Here is a 23954-nt window from a genome sequence, read left to right as displayed (position 1 = left end):
CTTGTGACTGCCCGCGCGGGCGGCTACACATCAGGTCCGGCAAGGGCCACAGAGCCATGGGACAGGGGAAACTGATGAAATTCTCGATCGAGCGCGCCGTTCTGGTCAAGGCCGTATCGCAGGCCCAATCGGTCGTGGAACGCCGCAACACCATCCCGATCCTGGCCAACGTGCTGATCGAGGCCACCCCCGAGGGCGTCAGCTTTCGCGCCACCGACCTGGACACCGAGGTCGTGGATCGCGCCATCGCCCAGGTCGAACGCCCCGGCGCAACCACCGTCAGCGCCGTGATGCTGAACGAGATTGCGCGCAAGCTGCCCGACGGCGCGCTGGTGCAATTGTCCCATGACGAGGCCTCGGGGCGGCTGTCGGTGCAGGCGGGGCGGTCGTCGTTCAGCCTGGCGACCCTGCCCCGCGACGATTTCCCGGTGCTGGCCAACACCGAATACAGCGCGAACTTCAAGGCCCCCGCCAGCCTGTTGCGCCGCCTGTTCGACAAGTCGAAATTCGCGATCTCGACCGAGGAGACGCGCTATTATCTGAACGGCGTCTATATGCATGTGGCCCAGTCCGAGGACGGACCCGTCCTGCGCTGCGTGGCGACCGATGGCCACCGCCTGGCGCGCATCGACGCGCCCCTGCCGGTCCATGCCGACAACATGCCGGGCGTGATCGTGCCTCGCAAGACCGTCGGAGAGCTGCGCAAGCTGTTGGACGATGACGAGGCCGAGATCGCCGTGTCCGTCAGCGAGACCAAGATCCGCTTTGCCACGCCGACGATCACGCTGACCTCCAAGGTGATCGACGGGACCTTCCCCGATTACAGCCGCGTCATCCCGCAGGGCAACACCCGCAAATTGGAGGTGGACGCCGCTGATTTCGCCCGCGCCGTCGACCGCGTGGCCACCGTCAGCAGCGAACGCAGTCGCGCGGTCAAGCTGACGCTGGACGCGGACCGGCTGGTCCTGTCGGTCAACGCCCCCGACGCGGGCGCCGCCGAAGAGGAGCTGATCGTGGCCTATGCCGACGAGCCGCTGGAGATCGGCTTCAACGCGAAATACCTGCAGGAGATCGCGTCCCAGGTCGATCGCGACAACGCGGTGTTCCTGTTCAACGGCTCGGGCGACGCGGCCCTGATCCGCGAGGGCAGCGACCTCAGCGCGGTCTATGTCGTCATGCCGATGCGCGTGTGACACTGATGGGGCTGCGGCTGGCGCAGTTCCGGTCCTGGCCCCGGCTGGACCTGGATCTGGACGCGCGGCCGCTGGCGATCTTCGGGCCGAACGGGTCCGGCAAGACGAACATCCTGGAAGCCGTGTCGATGCTGGCCCCAGGCCGCGGTCTGCGCGCGGTGGCGGCGCCAGAACAGGCGCGGCTTGGCCTTGACGCGGGCTGGCGCATCCGCGCGGTGATGGGCGATCACGCGGTGGAGACCGTGGCGCCCCCGGGCCAGCCCCGTCACGTCATCCTGGACGACAAGCCGGTGACCCAGACCATGCTGGCGCGGCTGGTGCGGGTGATCTGGCTGGTGCCTGCGATGGACCGGCTGTGGTCGGACGCGCCCGAGGGGCGGCGGCGGTTCCTGGACCGGGTGACCCTGTCGCTGATGCCCGATCACGCCGATCTGGCGCTGGCCTATGACAAGGCTATGCGCGAACGCAACCGCCTGCTCAAGGATCAGATCGCCGATCCCGGCTGGTATCGCGCGCTGGAGGCGCAGATGGCCGAGACGGGCGCCGCGCTGACCCGCAACCGCCAGGCGGCGCTGTCCGCGATCATGGCCGCGCAGGATGGCGGCACCGATTTCCCCGCCGCCCGCCTGACCCTGCTGCCGCAGGACGGGTTCGCCGATGACGCCGACCAGGCCAGCATCGCCGCGCGACTGGCCGCCATGCGGCCCCGCGACATGGCCGCCGGGCGCACCCTGACCGGCGCCCATCGCGCCGATCTGGGCGCCAGCTGGGGCCCGCAGGACATGCCCGCCGGCCTGTCCTCGACCGGAGAGCAGAAGGCGCTGCTGTTGTCGCTGATCCTGGCCAATGCGCGCGCGTTGTCGGATCAGCCGGTCCTGCTGTTGCTGGACGAGGTCGCGGCCCATCTGGACGCCGACCGGCGCGCGGCGCTGTATGATCGCATCGACGCGCTGCCCGCGCAGAGCCTGCTGACCGGCACGGGGCCGGAGCTGTTCGACGCCTTCGGCCCCCGCGCGCGCCGCCTGACCGTGACCAAGACCGACGGGGCCTCGACCGCGCGCCCGGCCGAACCGGGCTGAGCCGCGGCCCGTCGCTGTGCGCTGAACCGCGCGGGGCAGAAAACCCGTCGACAGCGCCGAAAAACCCTGTCAAAGCCGTGACTTTGCCCCCGCGAAGGCCTATATCAGGACAAGACGAACAGAAAGCCCGACGCATGACCGACACCGCTGCCCAACCCGCTTTGTACGACGCCGATTCCATCAAGGTTCTCAAGGGTTTGGACGCCGTGCGAAAGCGTCCCGGCATGTACATCGGCGATACCGACGACGGGTCGGGCCTGCATCACATGGTCTATGAGGTCGTCGATAACGGCATTGACGAGGTTCTGGCCGGTCACGCGGACTTCGTGCAGGTCAAGATCCATGCCGACAGCAGCGTCAGCGTGCGCGACAACGGTCGCGGCATCCCCGTCGACATGCATCAGGGCGAGGGCGTCAGCGCCGCCGAGGTCATCATGACCCAGCTGCATGCGGGCGGAAAGTTCGACCAGAACAGCTATAAGGTTTCGGGCGGTCTGCACGGCGTGGGCGTGTCCGTCGTGAACGCGTTGTCTGATTGGCTGGAGCTGCGCATCTGGCGCAATGACAAGGAACATTACGTCCGCTTTGAACGCGGTGACACGGTCAAGTCGCTGGTCGTCGTGGGCGACGCGCCCGGCGAAAGCGGGACCGAGGTGCGGTTCCTGGCATCGGCCAAGACCACCCATCCCGAGGGCACGTTCAGCAACCTGGAGTACAGCTTCAAGACGCTGGAGAACCGCCTGCGCGAGCTGGCCTTCCTGAACAGCGGTGTGCGGATCCTCCTGGAGGACGAGCGCCACGCCGAGGTCCAGAAGACCGAGCTGTTCTACGAGGGCGGCGTCAAGGAATTCGTCAAATATCTGGACCGGTCCAAGACCTCGGTCATGCCCCAGCCCATCTTCATCACCGGAGAGAAGAACGGCATCGGCGTCGAGGTCGCGATGTGGTGGAACGACAGCTATCACGAGACCGTCCTGCCCTTCACCAACAACATCCCGCAGCGCGATGGCGGCACGCACATGGCCGGCTTCCGCGGCGCGCTGACCCGCGTGATCGGCAAATACGCGCAGGACAGCGGCATCGCGAAGAAGGAAAAGGTCGATTTCACCGGCGATGACGCGCGCGAGGGCCTGACCTGCGTGCTGTCCGTCAAGGTGCCCGACCCGAAATTCTCCAGCCAGACCAAGGACAAGCTGGTCTCCAGTGAGGTCCGCCCGGCGGTCGAGGGGCTGGTCGGCGAGAAGCTGGCCGAATGGTTCGAGGAGAACCCGACCGAGGCCCGCCAGATCGTCGGCAAGATCATCGAGGCCGCCCTCGCCCGCGAGGCGGCGCGCAAGGCGCGCGAGCTGACGCGGCGCAAGACCGCGATGGATGTCGCGTCCCTGCCCGGCAAGCTGGCCGATTGCCAGGAAAAGGACCCCGCCCTGTCCGAACTGTTCATCGTCGAGGGCGACTCGGCCGGCGGGTCGGCGAAACAGGGTCGGTCGCGCCAGAACCAGGCGGTCCTGCCGCTGCGCGGCAAGATCCTGAACGTGGAGCGCGCGCGCTTTGACCGGATGCTGGGCAGCGACCAGATCGGCACGCTGATCACCGCGCTTGGCACCGGGATCGGGCGCGACGAGTTCAGCCTGAAGAAGCTGCGCTACCACAAGATCGTCATCATGACCGACGCCGATGTCGATGGCGCGCATATCCGCACCCTGCTGCTGACGTTCTTCTTCCGGCAGATGCCGGAGCTGATCGAGGGCGGGCACCTGTATATCGCGCAGCCGCCTCTCTACAAGGTCGGCCGGGGTCGGTCCGAGGTCTATCTGAAGAACGAGGCCGCGCTGGAGGATTACCTGATCCAGCAGGGTGCCGAGGGCGCGACCCTGCGCCTGGATTCGGGCGAGGACATCACCGGCAACGACCTGACCCGCGTGGTCGAGGAGGCCCGCCAGGCGCGGCGCTATCTGCGTGCCTATCCGACGCATTACCCACCCCACATCACCGAACAGGCCGCCATCGCGGGCGCGCTGGTGCCGGGGCGGATCGACCAGGACGCGCAGGGCGTGGCCAGCGATATCGCCGCGCGCCTGGACCTGATCGCCGAGGAATACGAGCGTGGCTGGCAGGGCCGTCCGACCCAGGACGCCGGCATCCGGCTGTCGCGGACGCTTCGCGGCGTCGAGGAGGCGCGTGTGCTGGACGGCCAGATGCTGCGCAGCGGCGAAAGCCGCCGTCTGGGAGAGATGACCCAGGGGCTGCAGGACATCTATGCCCGCCCGGCGCGCCTGATCCGCAAGGACCGCGACCAGCCGATCCACGGCCCCCTGGGCCTGCTGCAGGCGGTGTTCCTGGAGGGCGAGAAGGGTCTGTCGCTGCAACGCTACAAGGGTCTGGGCGAGATGAACCCCGAACAGCTGTGGGAAACCACGCTGGACCCCGTCGCGCGCACCATGCTGCAGGTCCGCATCGAGGACGTGGCCGAGGCCGAGGATCTGTTCACCAAGCTGATGGGCGACGTCGTCGAACCGCGCCGCGAGTTCATCCAGCAGAACGCCCTCAACGTGGAAAATCTGGACACCTGATCCGAGGCTTGTTGCCCAAACGTCACGTCCCATGCGCCGATTCGATGGCAGGCTGCCGGTCTGCCTGCTGTTTGAATTGCGCAAAGCGCGTGTTTCTGCTTTGATCAGCGCAATGTTTACCTCGTAGGACCGTGCCCCTCGGTCCCGGATTTCAGGAGTTCCTCCATGCGCGCTACCATTCTTGCATCCCTGTCCTCGGCCGCCGTGATCGTCGGCGCGGGGACCGCCATGGCCGGCGGTGTCGTTGCCCCCGTTGTCGAAGCATCCCCCATCCAGGTCGCCCCCGCCCCCATCATGGGCGCATGGGAAGGCGCCTATGCCGGCGGATCGCTTGGCTATATCCTGGGCACCGACGACCAGCTGGGCCTGGCCCTGCTGTCGGATGGCGAAGAGGTCGACCGCGCGACCAACCTGGGCGATCTGGGCATGTCCGGCGCGACCCTGGGCCTGCATGCCGGCTATCGCTGGCAGCGTGACCGTTGGGTGTTTGGTCCCGAGCTGGGCGTCGAGTTCGGCAGCGTCGACGAGGAGATCTCGTTCACGGTCGACGGCGTCGACGGTTCGGCCGAAAGCAAGATGAACAACGTCGTCACCCTGGTGATGAAGACCGGCTATGCGGTCGACCCGCAGACCCTGGTCTATGGCACCTTCGGCGTCGCCCGCGGTGACTTCGACTATACCCTGCGCGGTGATGATGCGTCGTCCACCCAGGGCTTCACCGCCACCGGCATCGCCGCCGGTCTGGGCGCCGAGCGGATGATCAACGACCGCATGTCCGTCTTTGCCGAGTACCAGTATCGCGATTTCGGCAACGAGACCGTCAACTTTGACGCCGGTGAAGGCGACGTGCTGTCCACCCGCGCCAGCGTGTCGATGAGCACCATCAAGATCGGCGCGAACTTCAAGTTCTGATCCGCCTCATCACCGCATGACAGGGGCCGGCCGCCATGCGCGCCGGCCCTTTCTCATGCGGCCCCGGCCCGTCGCCCCTGCCCCACCGGCACAGGCAGCGCCCGCGCCCCGCAGGCGATGGCGATGCCCTTGGGCACCAGCGCCTGCAGCGCCCGGTCCGTGACCTCCAGCCCGCCGGTGTAAGCACCGAAGGCCGGCAGGATCAGATGATCGCGCCCGACCAGAAAGCAGCGCCGACGCTGGCCGGCCAGCCGGATACAGGGGTGGAAATGGCCCGACACGTCCGGCCCCGCGCCCGCCTCGTGGCGCAGGATCAGGCCATCGCTCAGCTGTTCCAGACTGTCGCCCGGCAGCCGCGGACAGACAGCAGCAGGGTCGTGATTGCCGCTGATCCAGATCCAGCGCCGCCCCTGCGCCATGGCGCGCAGCCGGTCGCAAATATCGTCGGGCAGCGCGCGGCCCGCCGCATCGTCGTCGAACCCGTCGCCCAGGCTGACGACCACCGCCGGGTCGGTGGCGGCGATCTCGGCCTCCAGCCGGTCCAGCGTCGCCAGCGTCTCATAGGGGGGCAGCAGGGCGCCGCCCCGCCGCGCCATCCGTTCAGATTTGCCCAGGTGCAGGTCGGCCACGATCAGCCAGCGGCGGGCGGGCCAGAGCAGCGCGCCCGATGCCCGCGCCTGCAGCGCCTGTCCGTCGAAATCGAAGGGGTGGAACGTCACGAAAGCCCTGCCTCTGCCATCATTGCGGCCGCCTCGGCCTCGGCCATGCGCTCGCGTCCCTGTCCCGCGATGGGCACGCGGCCCAGTTCCAGCATCAGCGGCGCGGCCAGGGGGGACACGCGCTCCAGCATGCGGTGGTCCAGGCGGTCGGTGCGGTCCAGCATTTCCTCGATCCGGCCGAAATCCACAAGCCCCCGGCTGGCCTCGGCCGCGGTGATGCGCAGCATCAGGTGGTCCGGGTCGTACTTGCGCAGCGTGTCGTACAGGATGTCGCTGGAGAACGTCGCCTGCCGCCCCGACTTGCGCGCGCCCGGCAGGTTGCGCTGGATCAGCCCCGCGATGGTCGCCACGTTGCGAAAGCTGCGCTTCATCACCGCATTGCTGGCCAGCCAGTCGCCCAGCCCCTCGCGCAGCCCCTCGCGATCCAGCAAAGGCGCGGGGTCGGTCACCGGGTCCAGGGACCAGATCAGCAGCGCGTAATCGGTGGCCAGGAACCCCAGGGGGGCCAGCCCCGCCTCCTCCATCAGCCGGGTCATCAGCAGGCCCAGGGTCTGCAGCGCATTGCGCCCGGCAAAGCCATAGACCGCCAGATGCCAGCGGCCCTGATGGGGGAACGCCTCGGTCAGCAGTGTGCCGGGGCGCGGCAGGGTGCTGACCCGTGCCTGCAACGCCAGCCAGTCGCGGGCATCAGCGGGCAGGCCTGCATGGGCCGCCGGATCGCCGATCAGCGCCAGAACCCGATGGGATAGTTGCGTCGATGTGGCCAGCTTCATGCCCGAGAACGTGGCGATGCGGGGCTCCTTGGAGGGCTGTTTCGTGACCTCGACCACCATCTCGCGCAGGGTATCATAGCGGACCGTCTGCCCGCCGATCAGGAAGGTGTCGCCCGGTGCCAGGGTCGCGGCAAAGCCCTCCTCGACCTCACCCAAGGGGGCGCCGCCGCGGCCACGAAAGCGGACCTTCAGCATCTCGGCCTCGACGATGGTGCCGATGTTCATGCGCAGGTTGCGCGCCGCACGCGGATCGCGCAGGCGCCACAGCCCATCGCGTTCCATCAGCCGCTGCCAGCGGTCATAGGCCCGCAGCGCATAGCCGCCAGTGGCCGCGAATTCCAGGCAGGCGTCGAAATCGGCGCGGGTCAGGTGCGCGTACGGCCCCGCCGTGCGCACCTCGGCGAACAGCGCATCGGCATCGAACGGGCCCGCGCAGGCGGTCAGCAGGATATGCTGGCACAGCACGTCCAGCGGCCCCGGCCCCCGGTCGTCACCGTCCAGATCGCGCTCGCGCACGGCCTGCAGGGCGGCGACGCATTCGATGACCTCAAAGCGGCTGGCGGGCACGATCCGCGCCCGCGACGGCGCGTTATAGCGGTGGTTCGCGCGCCCGATCCGCTGGACCAGCCGCTTGACGTTGCGCGGCGCGCCGACCTGGATCACCAGATCCACCGCGCCCCAGTCGATGCCCAGATCCAGCGATCCGGTCGCCACCACGGCGCGCAATTCGCCAGCGGCCATCGCGGCCTCGGTCCGGGCGCGGGCCTCGCGCGACAGGCTGCCGTGGTGCAGGCCGATGGGCAGGTTCGCGTCATTGGCGGCCCACAGCGCCTGAAAGAACAGCTCGGCCTGGGCGCGGGTGTTGATGAAGATGATCGTGGTCGTGGCTTGGGCTACGGCCTCCAGCACATCGGACACGGCGTAATGCCCGCCCGCGCCCGCCCAGGGCGGGGCCTTGGCGGTGGCCAGCATGGCGATGTCGGGATCGGGGCCGGGATCGGCGTGGATCACGGTGGCGCCCCCCATGAAGCGGGCCAGCCGCGACGGGTCCTCCACCGTGGCCGACAGCCCGGTGACCTGCAGGTCGGGGGCCAGCGCGCGCAATCGCGACAAGGCCAGCATCAGCTGATCGCCGCGCTTGTTCTCGGCCAGGGCATGCAGCTCGTCCAGCACCACCCGGCGCAGGCCGCCAAAGATTGCAGGCGCCTGTTCATAGGACAGCATCAGCGCCAGCGATTCCGGCGTGGTCAGCAGGATGTCGGGCGGGTCGACCCGCTGGCGGGCGCGCTGGCCGGCCTTGGTGTCGCCGGTGCGATCCTCGATGCGGATGTCCAGCCCAAGATCCGCCACCGGGCGCGACAGGTTGCGCGCGATATCCGCCGTCAGCGCCTTGAGCGGCGACACATACAGCGTGTGCATCCCCCGATGCGGCGCGGTCAGCGCGACCAGCGAGGGCAGGAACCCGGCCAGCGTCTTGCCCCCCCCGGTCGGCGCGATCAGCAGGCTGTCCCCCGTGGCCGCCAGCAGGTCCAGCTGATGCGGATGCGGCTGCCAGCCCTGTCGGGCGAACCAGTCCTGGAACGCGGGGGGCAGCGTCACGGGATCATGTCCTTCAGCGACTCCAGCCGGTCAGCCTCGGCCGCGGGTTTGTCCCACCGGATGCGGCTGATGCGCGGAAAGCGCATGGCGACGCCGGATTTGTGGCGCGGAGAGGCGTTCAGCCCCTCGAACGCGACCTCCAGCACCAGCTTGGGCGCGACGGACCGGACCGGCCCGAACCGTTCGGTGGTGTTGGTGCGCACGAATCGGTCCAGTTCGCGCAACTCCTCATCGGTAAAGCCGAAATAGGCCTTGCCCACCGGCACCAGCGCCTCCCCGTCCCATAGGCCAAAGGTAAAGTCGCTGTAGAACCCCGACCGCTTGCCATGCCCGCGCTGCGCGTACAGCATCACGGCATCCACGACCATCGGGTCGCGCTTCCACTTGAACCAGGGCCCGCGGGGGCGGCCGCCGACATAGGCGCTGTCGCGGCGCTTGATCATCACGCCCTCGATCACGATGCTGGGCGGGTCGGCACGCAAAGCCGCCAGATCGTCCCATGTCGTGAACGGCAGCAGGGGCGAGATGTCGATGCGGTCGCTGCCGAAATCGGCGGTCTCCAGGATGGCGCGGCGCGCCTCATGGGGCAGATCGCGCAGATCCTGCCCGTGCCAGATCATCAGGTCATAGACCCGCAACGCCGCCGGATGGCTGTCCAGCATGGCGCGCCCGACGACCTTGCGGCCGAGGCGCTTTTGCAGGTCGCCAAAGGCTGCCACATCCGCGCCCCGCCGGACCAGCAATTCACCATCGACCGCACCGTCGAAATTCAGCGCCTCCAGCAGGTCGGGAAAGGCCGCACCCAGATCCTCTCCGGTGCGCGAATACAGGCGCCGCGTGCCCTGATCGTTGATCGCCTGCACGCGGATGCCGTCCCATTTCCATTCCGCCACATACAGCGCCGGATCAAAGGCCCGCAGCTGATCCAGATCGACCGGGGTGGACAGCATCACCGGGCGGAAGGGCGCCAGGGCGGCATGTTCGGGGCGCGCACCCCCCGCGATCCAGTCGAACAGCGGCTGATAGGGGGGCGTCAGGCCGTGCCAGATCTCCTCGATGTCCTTGACCTCGGGGGGGCCCATCTCGGCCAGGGCCATGCGCGCCATGCGGGCCGAGAGGCCCACGCGCATGTTTCCCGTGGCCAGCTTCAGGAAGGCCAGTCGCTGAGACGGCCCAAGCCGGTCCAGCATCGCGGTGATCGCCGCAAGCAGGCCTGCGCGCCCGGTGCCCGACAGCAGGTCCACCGCCTCGCGCAGGGGGACATCCTCGTCGCCGTCCGTCTCCCACAGCAGGGCGATCGTCTCGGCCAGATCGCCCACGAAATCATAGGACATCGCGAACAGCTGTTCGTCCACACGCCCCGCCATCAGCCCGCGCAACAGCCCCGGCGTCACCGCCCGCAGCTTCAGATCGCCGGTCAGCGCGGCCAGCGCATAGCCCCGGTCGGGGTCGGGCGTGGCCTCAAGGTAATGGCGCAGCAGGCGCAGCTTGGCGTTGCGCGCCGCGGTGAAGGCCAGGCGTTCCAGCAGATGGGCGAATGCCTTCATTCCGGCTCGTCCTCGTATCCGATCAGGCGCAGCGGGCGCGACGCGATGCCCTGCAGCTCGCACCAGCGCATCAACCCGTCCTCGGTCCCGTGGGTGATCCAGACCTCCTGGGGGGACAGCTCAAGGATGGTCTGCGTGACCTGCGGCCAGTCGACATGGTCGCTGATGACCAAGGGCAGCTCGACCCCGCGCTGGCGGGCGCGGGCGCGCACCGTCATCCAGCCTGACGCAAAGGCGATCACCGGGTCGTCGAACCGCTGCACCCAGGGGCTGGCAAAGGCCGAGGGCGGGCCGATGACCAGCTGCGCCTCCACCGATTTCGCGGTGGCGGGGATCAGCGGACCCAGGTCGATGCCTTGTTCCACGTGAAAATCGCACAGGCGCTGCAGCGCGCCGTGGATGGCGATGGGGCCGTCGATGCCCGCCTGGCGCGCCAGCGCGATGACCCGCTGTGCCTTGCCCAGGGCATAGGCGCCGATCAGATGCGGGCGTTCGGGGAATTCGGCCATGCTGGCGATCAGCTTGGTCATTTCGGTCAGCGGGTCCGGGTGGCGAAAGACCGGCAGGCCAAAGGTCGCCTCGGTCACGAAGATGTCGCAGGGGACGGGCTCATAGGGCGCGCAGACCGGGTTCGGGGCGCGGCAGTAATCGCCGGACACGACGATCTTGGGGCCGCGGTCTGGCATCACCGCGATCTGGGCAGACCCCAGGATGTGGCCTGCGGGGTGAAAGCTGACCTGCACGTCGCCGATGCGCGTTACGCCATGGGCCGGCTGGCGGCTGGCGGTGAAATCGGCGCCATAGCGGATCGCCATGATGTCCAGCGTCTGTTGCGTGGCCATCACGGCCCCATGGCCCGACCGGGCGTGGTCGGCATGGCCGTGGGTGATCAGCGCGCGGGGCACCGGACGCACCGGGTCGATGTAGAAATCGCCGGGCGGACAGTAGAGCCCGGCCTCGGTCGGGTGCAGGATCTGGTCGGGACGCATGGCACCATCATGGCAAGGGTTCACGCGGGCTCAACGCCGCCCATCGCCGCAGGGGTCCATTCAGCTGGGGGGCGGGCGCTTGACCGGGGGCGCCTTGGACAGCTGCACCGCCAGGATGCCCGCCATGATGATCGCGACGCCGATCACGTCGCCCGCGCCCAAGGCCTCGCCCAGAAACACGGCGGCGGTGGCCACGCCAAAGAACGGTGTTAGGAAATGGAACGTCGCCGCGCGCACCGCGCCGATGCGCCCCACCAGCAGGAACCACACCCAGGTCGCCAGCAGCCCCGGCACGATCACAGTGTACAGGAACGCCCCGACCAAGCGCGGGGTATAGGTGACGTCCCATGTCTCGAACCAGGGGGCGATCACGCCCAGGGTGACGGCACCGACCAGCATCTGCAGGCCCACGATCATCATCACGTTGCCGCCCGAACTGGCGCCGCGCACGGTCAGCGTGGCCACCGCCAGCGCCAGCGCCGCGACAAAGCACATCACGATCCCGGTCGGGTCGCTGCCGCCCTGCAGGCGCGCGCCCATGATGATCGCCACGCCCGCAACGCCCAGGAACAGGCCCGCCACGCCCATCCGGCGCAGGCGCTCTCCCATCAGGGACCAGCCCAGAAAGGCCACCAGCAGCGGCATGGTCGCCGCGATGATCGAGGCCAGCCCTGCCTCGATCCACTGCATCGCGGTCCAGTTCAGGCCCAGATACAGCGCGTTCTGGCACAGGCCCAGCACCACCACGGCGCGCCATTGCGCCCGCGTCAGCCCGCGCCAGGACTGTCCCATCGCCCATGCGATCATGACCCCCACCGCCCCCGACAGCGCAAAGCGCAGCGCCAGCGACATCAGCGGCGGCGCCTCGGTCACGATCATCCGGGTCGAGGTGAAGGCCGAGGCCCACATCACCGCAAAGGCCAGCCCCATCAGCAGCGCGCGGATATCCATGTCGGGCCTTTCTTGCATGTGCTGCAAATGGCTAGCAGAGCGTCCCGCCGACGCGCAAGACGCAAAGGAAAGGGGCCGTGCCTGATGGCACGACCCCGTTCCGTCATCGCAGGTTCTGCGGATCAGCTGTTGACGCTGTCCTTCAGGGCCTTCGCGATGGTGACCTTGACCTGCTTGTCAGCGGGCTTGGTCATCATTTCTTGGGTCTGCGGGTTGCGGACCTGACGCTCGGGGCGTGCGCGGCAGGCGATCTTGCCGATGCCGGGCAGGGTCACCGCGCCGCCGCCGGCGACTTCGCGCGTCACGATCGCCACGATCGCGTCCAGCGCCGTCGCGGCCGATTTCTTGTCGGAGCCCATTTCCTCGGCGAGGGTCGCCACCAGCTGGGTCTTGGTCATCGGTTTTGCTGCAGCCGTAGCCATTATCCGTCTCCTCTTGCCCTGTTGCACCGGGCCCACAAATTGCGCCTTTTGCGGCATAACGCCTGCTACACACGGTTTTCACGGGCAGATCAAGCCTTTTTCGCCACACGCGCGAAAACCCGCGTTTGCTGGTGTTTTGCCGCCGCGCTACAGAAAGGCCGTCTCGCTGAAGGATCGCAGCTTGCGCGAATGGATGCGTTCCAGCGGCATGTCGCGCAGCTTTTCCATCGCGCGGATGCCGATCAGCAGGTGGTTGGCGACCTGCGTGCGATAGAAATCGGTGGCCATGCCGGGCAGCTTCAGCTCTCCGTGCAGGGGCTTGTCGCTGACACACAGCAGTGTGCCGTAAGGCACCCGGAACCTGAATCCGTTGGCCGCGATCGTGGCGCTTTCCATGTCCAGCGCGACCGCGCGCGATTGCGACAGGCGGTGCACCGGGCCGGACTGGTCGCGCAACTCCCAGTTGCGGTTGTCGATGGTGGCGACGGTGCCGGTGCGCATGATCCGCTTCAGCTCGTATCCGTCCAGCTGGGTGACCTCGGCCACGGCCTCCTGCAGGGCCACCTGCACCTCGGCCAGGGCCGGGATGGGCACCCAGACGGGCAGGTCGTCGTCCAGGACGTGATCCTCGCGCAAGTACGCATGGGCCAGGACGAAATCGCCCAGGGACTGGCTGTTTCTCAGGCCCGCGCAATGGCCGACCATCAGCCAGGCATGCGGGCGCAGCACGGCGATATGGTCGGTCGCGGTCTTGGCGTTGGACGGGCCCACGCCGATATTGACCAGCGTGATCCCCTGCCCGTTCGCGCGCTTGAGATGATAGGTCGGCATTTGCGGCATCTTGGACAGGACCGCGATGGGCTGCTGGGGGTCGGTGATCTGCTGGTTTCCGGGGGCGACAAACGCGGTGTAACCCAGCGCCGGGTCGGACAGGGCGCGCCGGGCATAGGCCTCGAATTCGTCGACATAGAACTGATAGTTGGTGAACAGGACAAAGTTCTGGAAATGCTCGGGCGCGGTGGCGGTGTAATGCGCCAGACGCGCCAGCGAATAGTCGATCCGCTGCGCGGTGAAGGCCGCCAGATGCTGGCTGCCGTCGGGCATGGTGCCCGCGACGCCGTTCACGATGTCGTCGTTCATGGTGTTCAGGTCAGGGACGTCGAACACGTCGCGCAGGCTGAAATCCAGCACCCCCTCCTGCGGGACGGCCAGATCGCTCTGGGCGGCGACGGCGAAATGCACGGGCATGGGCGTCTCCGACAGGCCGATGCTGACAGGGACGCCGTGATTCTTGATCAGCAGGGCCAGCTGTTCGGTCAGATAGTGCTGGAACAGGTCGGGCCGGGTGATGGTCGCGGCATAGGTGCCCGGCGCCACGACATGGCCAAAGGACAGGCGGCTGTCGATCTTGCCATGCGTGGGCACGACCAGCCGCACCTCGGGGTAGAAGGCGCGATAGCGCGCGGCGGGGGACGCGCCCTCCAGGATGCGGGTGAAATGGCCCAGCAGAAACCCGGTCGCCTGGTCATACAGCGCCCGCAGATGCGCCACGGCAGAGGCCGCGTCGGTGAAATCGCGCCGGGCCTGCGGGGCGGGGCTTTCGGTGGGGAGGAAACGGGCGTCGGTCATCGGTCTGTCCTTCTGGTTGCACCGACCCTGCCAGCGCGGCGGGCTGCAGGCAAGCGTCTGGCGCAGCGCCGCGCGCGCCGTTACGGTGCGGTCATGAAGATGCTCGTTTTCGGACACGGCTACAGCGCCGGCGCCTTGACCCCCCTGCTGACGGCACGGGGATGGGATGTGATCGGCACCACACGGGACGATCCCGGTCGCGTGGCCGAGGCAGGAGCCAGCCCGCTGATCTGGCCGGGGGCCGAGGATGCGCTGCGCGACGCCATCCCCCGCGCCGACGCCATCCTGGTCAGCACCGCGCCCACGGATGCGGGCGACCCGGTCCTGGCGGCATTCCGCGACGATCTGGCCCGCGCGCGGCCGCGCTGGCTGGGCTATCTGTCAACCACCGGCGTCTATGGCGACCGCCAGGGCGGGTGGGTGGACGAAGATTCGGTGCTGGACGGGTCGGGCCCGCGCGGCCAGGCCCGCATCCGCGCCGAGGGTGCGTGGCAGGATCTGGCCTGCGCCCATGACCTGCCGTTGCATATCTTTCGGCTGGCGGGGATCTATGGTCCCGGTCGCGGCCCGTTCCAGAAAGTCCGCGATGGCACCGCGCGCCGGATCATCAAGCCCGGACAGGTCTTCTCACGCATCCATGTCGAGGATATCGCCCAAGTCCTGATGGCCTCCATCGAGGCGCCCGCGCCCATCGGCATCTATAATGTCTGCGACGACGACCCGGCCCCGCCCCAGGACGTGATCGCCCATGCGGCCACCCTGCTGGGCCTGCCGCTGCCGCCCGCCGTGCCCTTTGACCAGGCGCAGATGTCGCCCATGGCGCGGTCGTTCTACGGTGACAGCAAGCGGGTGCGGAACGAACGGATCAAGCGCGATCTGGGGGTCACGCTGCGCTATCCCGACTATCGCAGTGGGCTGGCCGCGCTGCTGGCGCAGGGCGCGTGAGGCTGCGCGCCGCATTGCCTTTGCCCCCCGCCCGTGCATTCTGCCGGGCATGACACAGGATTTCGACATTGTGATTGCCGGGGGCGGGCTGAACGGCCCGACGCTGGCTCTGGCCCTGGCGCAGGTGGGGCTGCGCGTGGCCGTGGTCGACCCGCAGCCTGCGCGGGCACGGGCGGGTGCGGGGTTCGACGGGCGGGCCTATTCGCTGGCCATCGCCTCGGTCCGGGTGCTGCGGGCGCTTGGCCTGTGGGACCGGCTTGCACCGGATGCCCAGCCCATCCACCAGATCAAGGCGTCCCAAGGCCAACCCGGAGAGGGCGCGGGCCATGTCTTTCTGCATTTCGACAGCGCCGAGCTGGGCGAAGGCCCCGTGGGCCACATGCTGGAGGACCGCTTCCTGCACGCCGCCCTGGTCGACGCGATGGCGGGGGCGGTGACCACCCTGCCCGGCCTGTCCGTCACCGGACAGGAGGTCGGCCCGGCTGGTGTCACCGCGATTTTGTCGGACGGTCGGCGGCTGACCGCGCGCCTGCTGGTCGGGGCGGATGGGCGCGGGTCGGGCGTTGCCACGCGGGCGGGGATCAAGCGGCAGGGCTGGGAGTACGGCCAGACCGCGCTGGTGGCGGCCATCGACCACGCGCTGCCGCATGACGGCATCGCGCATCAGTACTTCATGGCGACAGGGCCGCTGGCGATCCTGCCCCTGCCCGGCAACCGCAGCAATGTCGTCTGGTCGGAAACCGCCGCGAATGCCACGGCCATTTCGGCGCTGGACGATGACGGGTTCCTGTCGGTCCTGCGCCCCCGTTTTGGCGACTTCCTGGGCGATCTGTCGCTGGCGGGGCCGCGGTTCAGCTATCCGCTGTCGCTGTCGCTGGCCGAACGCTATGCGAGCGACCGCGTGGCGCTGGTGGGGGACGCAGCGCATGGCGTGCATCCCATCGCGGGTCAGGGCCTGAACCTGGGCCTGCGCGACGTGGCCGCCCTGGCCCAGGTGCTGGTCGATGCCGCCCGCCGGGGCGAGGATATCGGCAGCCCGCTGGTGCTGGAGCGGTATCAGGCCTGGCGCAGGCCCGATGCCACGACGCTGGCACTGGGCATGGACGGGGTGAACCGGCTGTTCGCGACCGATGGCGCGGCGGTGTCCGGGCTGCGCGCCCTGGGCATGGGCCTGGTTCAGGCGGTGCCCGCGCTGCGGCGCGGCTTCATGCGGCAGGCGGCGGGGCTGGCGGTGTCGCCGATGCCGCGCCTGCTGGCCGGCCAGGCGCTTTAGCGCTTTTCCCTGCGCCGCATTCCCGGCATAGGCTGCGCGCAAACGGGGGATGCCATGACGTTGGATCGGTTTCTGCAGGATCTGGATCGCGACATCCGCGCCGCCGCCGACTGGGGCAAGGTAGCGGATTACATCCCCGAACTGGGCGGCATCGCCCCCGACCAGTTCGGCATCGCGGTGGCGCTGGCCGATGGGCAGGTGCTGACCGCAGGCCAGGCCGATCAGGGGTTTTCGATCCAGTCGGTCAGCAAGGTATTTGCGCTGGCCTGCGTGCTGGGCCGCATCGGCGAACAACTGTGGCTGCGCGTGGGTCGCGAGCCGTCGGGCGACCGCTTCGATTCCATCCTGCTGCTGGAGCAGGAAAAGGGCCGGCCCCGCAACCCCTTCATCAACGCGGGCGCCATCGTTGTCACCGACGAGCTGCTGCGCGGCCGCAGCCCTCAGCAGACCCTGGCCGAGATCCTGGGCTTCATCCGCACCGCCGCCGAGGATGACGACATCCACATCGACAAGGCCGTCGCCCGGTCCGAGGCCCGCACCGGATACCGCAACGCCGCCCTGGCGCATTACCTGCGCAGTTTCGGCAACCTGCGCAATCCGCCCGACCACGTGATCGGCACCTATGTCCACCAATGCGCGATCGAGATGTCCTGCATCCAGCTGGCCCGCGCGGGTCGGGTCATCGCCGGTCTGTCCTGCGCGCCGGACCTGCTGGCCCCGGTGAAACAGCGGCGCATCAACGCGCTGATGATGACCTGCGGGCAATATGACGGGTCGGGCAATTTCGCGTTCCGCGTAGGCATGCCGGCGAAATCAGGCGTGGGTGGCGGGCTGCTGATCATCGCGCCGGGCAAGGCGTCGATTGCGATCTGGTCGCCGGGGCTGGACGGCTGGGGCAATTCCCAGATGGGCACGCTGGCCGCCGAAAAGCTGGCAGAGTTCACGGGGTGGTCGGTCTTCGGCTGAGGCCTCAGGCCACCATCTGCACGGCCTGCGCCAGATCGGCGCGCAGTTCGGCCAGCGCCGCGGGCGCGCGATCGGGCGGCAGGCGCAGGATCAGGCTTGGGTGCCAGGTGATCAGCACCGGCCCGCCATCCAGCGCCGGTTCCACCAGCCCGCGCCGTGGGGTCAGCGGCTTGCGGTTGCCGGTCAGCGCGAAGGCCGCCGTCGCCCCCAAGGCCACGGTCAGGCGCGGCGCGACCATCTGGCGTTCCACGTCCAGCCACCAGCGGCACTGGTCGACATGGTCGCGGTCGGGCGTCTGGTGCAGGCGGCGCTTGCCGCGCGGGGTAAAGCGGAAATGCTTGACCGCGTTGGTCAGCCAGGCCCGATCCGGCGGCAGCCCGGCCTCGGCCATGGTGCGGTGCAGCAGCTGGCCCGCGGGGCCGACAAAGGGCAGGCCGGCCAGATCCTCCTGATCGCCCGGCGCCTCTCCGACCAGCATCAGGCGGGCGGCAGGGTCGCCCTGCCCCCAGACGGTCTGGGTCGCCGCATGACACAGCTCGCACCGGGTGCAGCGGGCGGCCTGGGTCGCGGCCTGTGCCAGCGTGTCGGGGATGCTGTCGTCGGGCTGCTGGCGCAGTCGGGCGGTGATCTTGGGCGCAAAAGCCGGCGCATTGGACGCACCCGCGTCGCGCATGGCCTGAACCCGGCGCGGCGCATCGGCCAGCATATCGGGGATCAGGCGGGTCTCGGGCAGGTTCTTCCAGTATTTCTTGGGCATTTCCGACCGCATCGCATTGATCTTGATGCGCGCCGGGTTGAAGATGTTGGCGAAATAGGTCTGCCACAGCGAGTGGCTGGCATCGTCGGGCAGATCGGGGCGCGGGGCCGGGTCGTCATAGGCGATGGCATCGCCGTCGAACCGGGCCGTGCCCTCGGGCGTGGCGATCAGCCAATTCATGTCGGCGAAGCGCTTGGCAAAGAACGGCGTCCCGACCTCCAGGATCGGGTGTTCGGGTTCGAACCACGCGCCAAAGGCCCGGCGCGGCCCGTCAGAGGGCAGTTCGTGAAACCGGACAAAGGCGTGCATCTTGTGGATGTCGCGGCGCACCGATTTCGCCATGCGCGACAGGCGGTCCAGCATCGGATCGGCCGGATTGGACAGAAAGCGCCGGTCGTCCTGCGCCCGCATCAGCGCGCCGTACAGCAGCGACCAGCGTTCCGGGTCGGAATGGCTGGCAACTTGACGGGCCAGCTGCAGGAACTCCTGCGTGGCGACCACCGGATGATCGCCCGGCGGCGGGGCCGGGTCGGCGCCGAACAGATCGGGGGGCGTGTCGGGGTCGGCCCAGGTCACTTCCTCCATCGCGACGCGGGCGCTGGCCAGATCGCGGGCGGCATGGCGCCAGGCGTCAAAGCGTCCGAACCGCGGCAGCGTGACCCGGATCATCAGAACAGGGACAGCTGCTCGGGCGGCGGCGCAAAGCGCGCCCTCAGGCCCGCACTGTCGGTCAGCGCGCCGGGCGTCCAGTCGGGCAGCGTGACGAAGGGCTGGGCCTTGGACATGATTGCGCCCATGCGCAGCAGGTCCGCGTATCGCAGCACCCCGTTCCGGCGCGCCGTCAGGATGCGGCCCACGGTCTTGGTGCCGAAACCCGGCACCCGCAGCAGCATCTCGCGCGGGGCGCGGGCGACATCGACCGGGAACTGGGCGCGGTTGGCCAGCGCCCAGGCCAGCTTGGGGTCGATGGCCAAGTCCAGATTGCCCGACGGATGCGCCGACCCGATCTCTGTCGCGTCAAAGCCGTAGAAGCGCATCAGCCAATCGGCCTGATACAGGCGGTGTTCGCGCATCAGGGGCGGCTTGATCAGCGGCAGCATGGCCGAGGCATCGGGGATCGGGCTGAAGGCCGAATAATAGACCCGCTTCAACTGATACCCCGAATAGAGGTTGGCCGAGGTGTTCAGGATGTCCACATCCGTCGCCTGATCGGCGCCGATGATCATCTGCGTTGACTGCCCGGCGGGGGCAAAGCGCGGCGGGCGCTTGCCGGTATGGCTGCGATCCTTGGCGGCCTCGCGGCCAAGACGGACGTCGGCCATGGTGGCGCGGATCGTCTCGGGTCGCTTTTCGGGGGCCAGATGGCGCAGGCTGGCATCCTGGGGCAACTCGACATTCACCGACAGGCGGTCCGCGAACAGCCCCGCCTGCGCCACCAGGCCGGGAGAGGCGTCGGGGATGGTTTTCAGGTGGATATACCCCTTGAACCCGTGTTCGATCCGCAGCATCCGCGCGATGCGGACCATGTCGCCCATCGTCTGGTCCGGGCTGCGGATGATGCCCGACGACAGGAACAGCCCCTCGATCATGTTGCGGCGATAGAATTCCAGCGTCAGCCGGACCACCTCCTCGGGTGAAAACCGGGCGCGTTCGACGTTGCTGCTGACGCGGTTGATGCAATAGGCGCAATCATAGATGCAGAAATTCGTCATCAGGATCTTCAGCAGGCTGATGCAGCGCCCGTCCGGCGTATAGGCGTGACAGATGCCGCTGCCCCCGGCCGAGCCGATGCCCCCCGATTGCGAATCGCGTCGCGTCGTTCCGCTGGACGCGCAGGAGGCGTCGTATTTCGCGGCGTCCGACAGGATCGCCAGCTTGTCCTGCAAGGTGCGCTGTGCCATGCTCGGAAAGATATGTTCCCGATGCGTTCTTCGCAAGGCATCATGGATGAAACAAATGACGCGGAACCGTCACGGACGCGCGATGGTTGGCCCGGCATTCGTCCGCCAGACGTGATGTGCATCGAAGCCGCGAAAGGATAAGATCGGGATCATGAACATACGCACCCTCGCCCTCGCGCCCGCCCTTCTCATCGCCATGGCCTTTCCGGCCTTGGCCGAACGCATCCCGCTGAACGAGATATCGCGTTATCTCAACAGCCTGACCACGGTGACATCCGCCTTCACGCAGATCAATCCGGATGGCACGGTGTCCACCGGCACGGTCTATATCCAGCGTCCGGGCCGCGTGCGGTTCGAATATGACAACGACCGCACGCTGGTGCTGGCCTCGGGCGGGAACGTCGCGGTGTTCGACGCGAAATCGAACAGCGGGCCGCAGCAATACCCGCTGTCGCAGACGCCGCTGTCGATCATCCTGGATGCCAACGTGAACCTGGGCCGCCAGGGCATGGTCACTGGCCATTCTGAACAGAACAACGCCACCGTCGTGACCGCCCAGGACCCGCAGCGCCCGCAGAACGGCACCATCCAGATGGTGTTCACCGCGCCCACCGAGCTGCGTCAGTGGATCATCACCGACGACAGCGGCCAGAAGACCACCGTGATCCTGGGAGAGATGGCCAAGGGCGGCTCGATCCCGTCCTCGCGCTTCTCGATCCAGGCCGAACTGGGGCGCCGCTGAGCGCGGATTGCATCCCCACAATTGCGTGATTGACGTTGTCCCCGACCGGGGGCAACGCTGCGAAACCGCCACAAGGTTTCGCCCATGTCACAGTCCCGCATCCTGACCCCCGTGCTGATCGGGGGATCGATGATCCTGCTGATCAACTTTGCCCTGCGCGCCAGCTTTGGCGTGTTTCAGATCCCCATTGCCGAGGATTTCGGCTGGCCCAGGGCCGAATTCAGCCTGGCCATCGCCATCCAGAACCTGGCCTGGGGTGTGGGTCAGCCGATCTTCGGCGCATTGGCGGAACGGTGGGGCGACCGGTGGGCGATCATTCTGGGCGCGTTTCTCTACAGCGCGGGGCTGATCCTGACGGCCTTTGCCACCACCCCCGCCGGGGTCCAGCTGCTGGAGATCATGGTCGGGTTTGGCATCGCGGGCACCGGGTTCGGCGTCATCCTGGCCGTGGTCGGCCGCGCCGCCAGCGACGAGAACCGCAGCCTGGCCCTGGGCATCGCCACCGCCGCCGGATCGGCGGGCCAGGTCTTCGGTGCCCCCCTGGCCGAGGTGCTGCTGGCCTTCTACCCGTGGCAGTCGGTGTTCATCATCTTTGGCATCATCGTGCTGGGCACGCTGTTCTTCCTGCCGATGCTGGGTTCGGGCAAGCCCGCCACGCCGTCCCAGCTGGAGGACAGCATGGGCACGGTGCTGAAACGCGCCTTCCGCGACCCGACCTTCATGATGATCTTTGTCGGGTTCTTTTCCTGCGGGTATCAGCTGGGCTTCATCACCGCGCATTTCCCCGCCATGATCACCGAGATGTGCGGCCCAATCGACCCCGCCGGAATGCTGGCGGGTCTGGGCATCACCACGACATCAGCCCTTGGCGCGGCGGCGATCAGCCTGATCGGGCTGGCCAATATCGCGGGCGCGATCCTGGCGGGCTATCTTGGCAAAAGATACACCAAGAAATACCTGCTGGCGGGCATCTATACCCTGCGCACCATCGCAGCGGCGGCCTTTATCCTGACGCCGATCACGCCGGGCACGGTCATCGTCTTTTCGCTGGTCATGGGGGCGCTGTGGCTGGCCACGGTTCCGCTGACCTCGGGGCTGGTCGCCTATATCTATGGGCTGCGCTATATGGGCACGCTGTATGGGTTCGTGTTCCTGTCGCATCAGATCGGATCGTTCATGGGGATCTGGCTGGGCGGGTGGCTCTATGACGCATCGGGCGATTACCTGCTGGTCTGGTGGATCGGCGTGGGCGTCGGCGCCTTCAGCGCGCTGATCCACCTGCCGGTCCGCGAGGCGCCGCTGCGCATGCCCGCGCCTGCTGCCTGAGACCCGGGCCGTTTGACCCGGGCGGCTGGCTTCCCTACGGTCAACCGCAGATTGCATGAACCAAAGGGGATATCCGATGCTGACCATCACCCGCGCCTTTTTGACCGGGGCGGCCCTGCTGGCCGCGCCTGCGGCCCTGGCCCAGGATTGCGACGTGTCCCAGTTCACCATGGGCCTGCGGTTTCAGCAGCAATCGGCCGAGGTCCGCGCCCTGCAGCTGCAGGCCTGGAACCTGGCGACGTTGCGCCTGGATCAGGCCGTCGAGGGGGTCGAGGACCGCGCCTCCCTAGCCGTGGTCACCGACCTGGACGAGACGGTGATCGACAACACTGCCCTGCTGGCGCGCGATCTGGCCGATTGCCACATGTATGACGCATGGGACACCTGGCTGCCCTGGGAACGCGACGGCATCCCCGCGATGATCCCCGGCGCGATGGAATTCCTGACCCATGCCGACGAATTGGGCGTCACCATCCGCTATATCTCGGACCGCTCGGACGAGCAGAAGGTCGACACCATGGCCACGCTGACCGCCCTGGGCCTGCCGCAGATCAGCGAGGATTCCGTCCTGCTCTTGGGCCCGCCCAAGGTCGATCGCCGCGCCATCGTCGCCGAGGATCACCAGATCGTCCTGCTGCTGGGCGACACGCTGCATGATTTCGACGGCCGCTTCCGCAGGACGCCCCTGGACGAACAGCGCGCCACCGTGGCCGAGGAGGCCGCGAAATGGGGCGCGGAATGGATCGTCTTTCCCAATGCCAGCTATGGCACCTGGTCCGAGGCGCCGCTGACCGCTTGGTCCGCCCCCCAGCTGATCGAGCCGTGGGAGTGAGCGGCATTTGACCTTGCCCCGCGCGCGGCCTAGTCATGTCGCGCGCGATCCAAGGACAGACCATGACCCTCACCCGCCCGCCCCATGACCATGCCATCGCCGTCCGCTATCAGCAGGCCTCGGCCGAGGTGCGGGCCCTGCAGCGGCAATGCTATGCGCTGGCCACGCTGCGCCTGCAGGCGGCGGTCGATCAGGCGGGCGGTGGCGCGGGCCTGGCCATCGTCAGCGACATCGACGAGACCATTCTGGACAACAGCGCGGTCATGGCGCTGGCCATGCATCACGACGGCATGTTCCAGAACCTGGACACCTGGAAGCTGTGGGAGCGCGAGGGCGACCCCCATCTGATCCCCGGCGCGGCCGAGTTCTTTGCCTTGGCCGACAGGCTGGGGGTCACGATCTTCTACGTCTCGGACCGGTTCGAGGAGAACAAGCTGGCCACCATCGCCACCCTGTCGCGCCTCGGCCTGCCGCAGGTCCGGGCGGAACAGGTGCTGCTGTTCGGCCCGCCCAAGGCCGAACGGCGCGCCCGGGTGGAACGCGACCACCGCCTGATCCTGCAGCTGGGTGACACGCTGCACGATTTCGACGGCGCCTATGCCGGCGCCGCGCTGGAGGATCAGCACCGCCTGTCGCTGGACCATGCCGACCGCTTTGGCCAGGACTGGATCGTCTTTCCCAACGCCGCCCACGGCACCTGGATGCAGGCCGAGCTGCGCCCCTGGCAGCCCGCCTAGAGCATTTCGCTTTTAACCTGACACATAGCCTGCAGCGTGGAAGTAGTTCCAGCATTCTTCGGGTGAGAACATGCTGCAGATGTCACCAAGGG

Annotated in this window: 20 protein-coding genes; 11 read left to right on the top strand and 9 right to left on the bottom strand. The window is 68.1% G+C overall.

The genetic code is table 11. From position 1 onward, the window contains the following. Positions 1–74 precede the first annotated feature (74 nt). The 4 genes from dnaN to ABS73_RS06130 all read left to right on the top strand — a co-directional run bounded on the left by dnaN (position 75) and on the right by ABS73_RS06130 (position 5754). The gene (dnaN, locus tag ABS73_RS06145) at positions 75–1193 is read left to right on the top strand and encodes a DNA polymerase III subunit beta (protein ID WP_277019206.1); all 1119 of its coding nucleotides are present in this window, start codon (positions 75–77) and stop codon (positions 1191–1193) included. Next, entirely contained in the window at positions 1190–2272 is a 1083-nt protein-coding gene (gene recF / locus ABS73_RS06140; protein WP_277019204.1) for a DNA replication/repair protein RecF, read from the top strand. The genes dnaN and recF overlap by 4 nt, the downstream gene beginning before the upstream one ends. 134 nt (positions 2273–2406) lie before the next feature. Next, on the top strand, positions 2407–4842 hold the full coding sequence (gene gyrB / locus ABS73_RS06135; protein WP_277019202.1) for a DNA topoisomerase (ATP-hydrolyzing) subunit B: 2436 nt from the start codon (positions 2407–2409) through the stop codon (positions 4840–4842). Positions 4843–5007: 165 nt separating this feature from the next. Further along, positions 5008–5754 (top strand): outer membrane protein, encoded by a 747-nt coding sequence (locus tag ABS73_RS06130; RefSeq protein WP_277019200.1) that lies wholly within the window; start codon positions 5008–5010, stop codon positions 5752–5754. A gap of 53 nt (positions 5755–5807) precedes the next feature. Here the strand turns inward: ABS73_RS06130 and pdeM are convergent, their stop codons facing one another. From pdeM to ABS73_RS06095, 7 genes are all read right to left on the bottom strand, one after another. Next, positions 5808–6473 (bottom strand): ligase-associated DNA damage response endonuclease PdeM, encoded by a 666-nt coding sequence (gene pdeM, locus ABS73_RS06125; protein WP_277019199.1) that lies wholly within the window; start codon positions 6471–6473, stop codon positions 5808–5810. After that, positions 6470–8845, bottom strand: a complete 2376-nt coding sequence (locus tag ABS73_RS06120) for a ligase-associated DNA damage response DEXH box helicase (RefSeq protein WP_277019197.1) — start codon at positions 8843–8845, stop codon at positions 6470–6472. Before ABS73_RS06120 ends, pdeM begins: the two co-directional genes overlap by 4 nt. Then, positions 8842–10392, bottom strand: coding sequence for a cisplatin damage response ATP-dependent DNA ligase (locus ABS73_RS06115; RefSeq protein WP_277019196.1), 1551 nt, complete (start codon positions 10390–10392; stop codon positions 8842–8844). The genes ABS73_RS06120 and ABS73_RS06115 overlap by 4 nt, the downstream gene beginning before the upstream one ends. Continuing rightward, entirely contained in the window at positions 10389–11381 is a 993-nt protein-coding gene (locus ABS73_RS06110; protein WP_277019194.1) for a ligase-associated DNA damage response exonuclease, read from the bottom strand. Before ABS73_RS06110 ends, ABS73_RS06115 begins: the two co-directional genes overlap by 4 nt. 60 nt (positions 11382–11441) lie before the next feature. Next, positions 11442–12332, bottom strand: a complete 891-nt coding sequence (locus ABS73_RS06105; protein ID WP_277019193.1) for a DMT family transporter — start codon at positions 12330–12332, stop codon at positions 11442–11444. Positions 12333–12454: 122 nt separating this feature from the next. Further along, positions 12455–12754, bottom strand: a complete 300-nt coding sequence (locus tag ABS73_RS06100; protein WP_136854963.1) for an HU family DNA-binding protein — start codon at positions 12752–12754, stop codon at positions 12455–12457. 147 nt (positions 12755–12901) lie between these two features. Then, positions 12902–14383, bottom strand: coding sequence for an AMP nucleosidase (locus tag ABS73_RS06095; protein ID WP_277019191.1), 1482 nt, complete (start codon positions 14381–14383; stop codon positions 12902–12904). Between the two features lie 93 nt (positions 14384–14476). On the opposite strand from ABS73_RS06095, the gene ABS73_RS06090 reads away from it, so the two are divergent. The 3 genes from ABS73_RS06090 to ABS73_RS06080 are packed head-to-tail and all read left to right on the top strand — an operon-like array spanning position 14477 to position 17567. After that, a complete protein-coding gene (locus tag ABS73_RS06090) occupies positions 14477–15328 on the top strand; it encodes an SDR family oxidoreductase (protein WP_277019189.1) in 852 nt (283 codons plus the stop codon). A 49-nt stretch (positions 15329–15377) separates the two neighbouring features. Beyond that, positions 15378–16601: a UbiH/UbiF/VisC/COQ6 family ubiquinone biosynthesis hydroxylase gene (locus tag ABS73_RS06085; RefSeq protein WP_277019187.1), complete on the top strand. Its 1224-nt coding sequence runs from the start codon at positions 15378–15380 to the stop codon at positions 16599–16601. 54 nt (positions 16602–16655) lie between these two features. Continuing rightward, positions 16656–17567, top strand: a complete 912-nt coding sequence (locus ABS73_RS06080; RefSeq protein WP_277019185.1) for a glutaminase — start codon at positions 16656–16658, stop codon at positions 17565–17567. A 4-nt stretch (positions 17568–17571) separates the two neighbouring features. Here ABS73_RS06080 and ABS73_RS06075 read toward each other — a convergent pair whose 3' ends face one another. Both ABS73_RS06075 and ABS73_RS06070 read right to left on the bottom strand, forming a co-directional pair. Further along, entirely contained in the window at positions 17572–18993 is a 1422-nt protein-coding gene (locus ABS73_RS06075; RefSeq protein ID WP_277019183.1) for a UdgX family uracil-DNA binding protein, read from the bottom strand. Then, a complete protein-coding gene (locus tag ABS73_RS06070) occupies positions 18993–20225 on the bottom strand; it encodes a putative DNA modification/repair radical SAM protein (protein WP_277019181.1) in 1233 nt (410 codons plus the stop codon). The genes ABS73_RS06075 and ABS73_RS06070 overlap by 1 nt, the downstream gene beginning before the upstream one ends. A gap of 151 nt (positions 20226–20376) precedes the next feature. Between ABS73_RS06070 and ABS73_RS06065 the strand changes: the two genes are divergently transcribed. The 4 genes from ABS73_RS06065 to ABS73_RS06050 all read left to right on the top strand — a co-directional run bounded on the left by ABS73_RS06065 (position 20377) and on the right by ABS73_RS06050 (position 23862). Beyond that, positions 20377–20967, top strand: a complete 591-nt coding sequence (locus tag ABS73_RS06065) for a LolA family protein (protein WP_136854970.1) — start codon at positions 20377–20379, stop codon at positions 20965–20967. An 84-nt stretch (positions 20968–21051) separates the two neighbouring features. Further along, entirely contained in the window at positions 21052–22293 is a 1242-nt protein-coding gene (locus ABS73_RS06060) for an MFS transporter (protein ID WP_277019179.1), read from the top strand. Between the two features lie 76 nt (positions 22294–22369). Further along, a complete protein-coding gene (locus ABS73_RS06055; RefSeq protein WP_277019177.1) occupies positions 22370–23125 on the top strand; it encodes an HAD family acid phosphatase in 756 nt (251 codons plus the stop codon). Positions 23126–23187: 62 nt separating this feature from the next. Next, positions 23188–23862: an HAD family acid phosphatase gene (locus ABS73_RS06050; RefSeq protein ID WP_277019175.1), complete on the top strand. Its 675-nt coding sequence runs from the start codon at positions 23188–23190 to the stop codon at positions 23860–23862. The last annotated feature ends 92 nt before the right edge of the window (positions 23863–23954 follow it).

The sequence above is a fragment of the Paracoccus sp. SCN 68-21 genome, assembly GCF_001724535.1.
GTDB lineage: Bacteria > Pseudomonadota > Alphaproteobacteria > Rhodobacterales > Rhodobacteraceae > Paracoccus > Paracoccus hibiscisoli.
This window is presented reverse-complemented; position numbering and strand designations above follow the sequence as displayed.

Bases quoted from the DNA above. Each gene is read 5' to 3' on its own strand.
- ABS73_RS06065 (WP_136854970.1), top strand. From the start codon at position 20,377: ATGAACATACGCACCCTCGCCCTCGCGCCCGCCCTTCTCATCGCCATG.
- ABS73_RS06110 (WP_277019194.1), bottom strand. From the start codon at position 11,381: ATGCGTCCCGACCAGATCCTGCACCCGACCGAGGCCGGGCTCTACTGT.
- ABS73_RS06130 (WP_277019200.1), top strand. From the start codon at position 5,008: ATGCGCGCTACCATTCTTGCATCCCTGTCCTCGGCCGCCGTGATCGTC.
- dnaN (WP_277019206.1), top strand. From the start codon at position 75: ATGAAATTCTCGATCGAGCGCGCCGTTCTGGTCAAGGCCGTATCGCAG.
- ABS73_RS06085 (WP_277019187.1), top strand. From the start codon at position 15,378: ATGACACAGGATTTCGACATTGTGATTGCCGGGGGCGGGCTGAACGGC.
- gyrB (WP_277019202.1), top strand. From the start codon at position 2,407: ATGACCGACACCGCTGCCCAACCCGCTTTGTACGACGCCGATTCCATC.
- ABS73_RS06100 (WP_136854963.1), bottom strand. From the start codon at position 12,754: ATGGCTACGGCTGCAGCAAAACCGATGACCAAGACCCAGCTGGTGGCG.
- ABS73_RS06050 (WP_277019175.1), top strand. From the start codon at position 23,188: ATGACCCTCACCCGCCCGCCCCATGACCATGCCATCGCCGTCCGCTAT.
- ABS73_RS06075 (WP_277019183.1), bottom strand. From the start codon at position 18,993: ATGATCCGGGTCACGCTGCCGCGGTTCGGACGCTTTGACGCCTGGCGC.
- ABS73_RS06090 (WP_277019189.1), top strand. From the start codon at position 14,477: ATGAAGATGCTCGTTTTCGGACACGGCTACAGCGCCGGCGCCTTGACC.
- ABS73_RS06060 (WP_277019179.1), top strand. From the start codon at position 21,052: ATGTCACAGTCCCGCATCCTGACCCCCGTGCTGATCGGGGGATCGATG.
- ABS73_RS06105 (WP_277019193.1), bottom strand. From the start codon at position 12,332: ATGGATATCCGCGCGCTGCTGATGGGGCTGGCCTTTGCGGTGATGTGG.
- ABS73_RS06115 (WP_277019196.1), bottom strand. From the start codon at position 10,392: ATGAAGGCATTCGCCCATCTGCTGGAACGCCTGGCCTTCACCGCGGCG.
- ABS73_RS06070 (WP_277019181.1), bottom strand. From the start codon at position 20,225: ATGGCACAGCGCACCTTGCAGGACAAGCTGGCGATCCTGTCGGACGCC.
- ABS73_RS06095 (WP_277019191.1), bottom strand. From the start codon at position 14,383: ATGACCGACGCCCGTTTCCTCCCCACCGAAAGCCCCGCCCCGCAGGCC.
- ABS73_RS06055 (WP_277019177.1), top strand. From the start codon at position 22,370: ATGCTGACCATCACCCGCGCCTTTTTGACCGGGGCGGCCCTGCTGGCC.
- ABS73_RS06080 (WP_277019185.1), top strand. From the start codon at position 16,656: ATGACGTTGGATCGGTTTCTGCAGGATCTGGATCGCGACATCCGCGCC.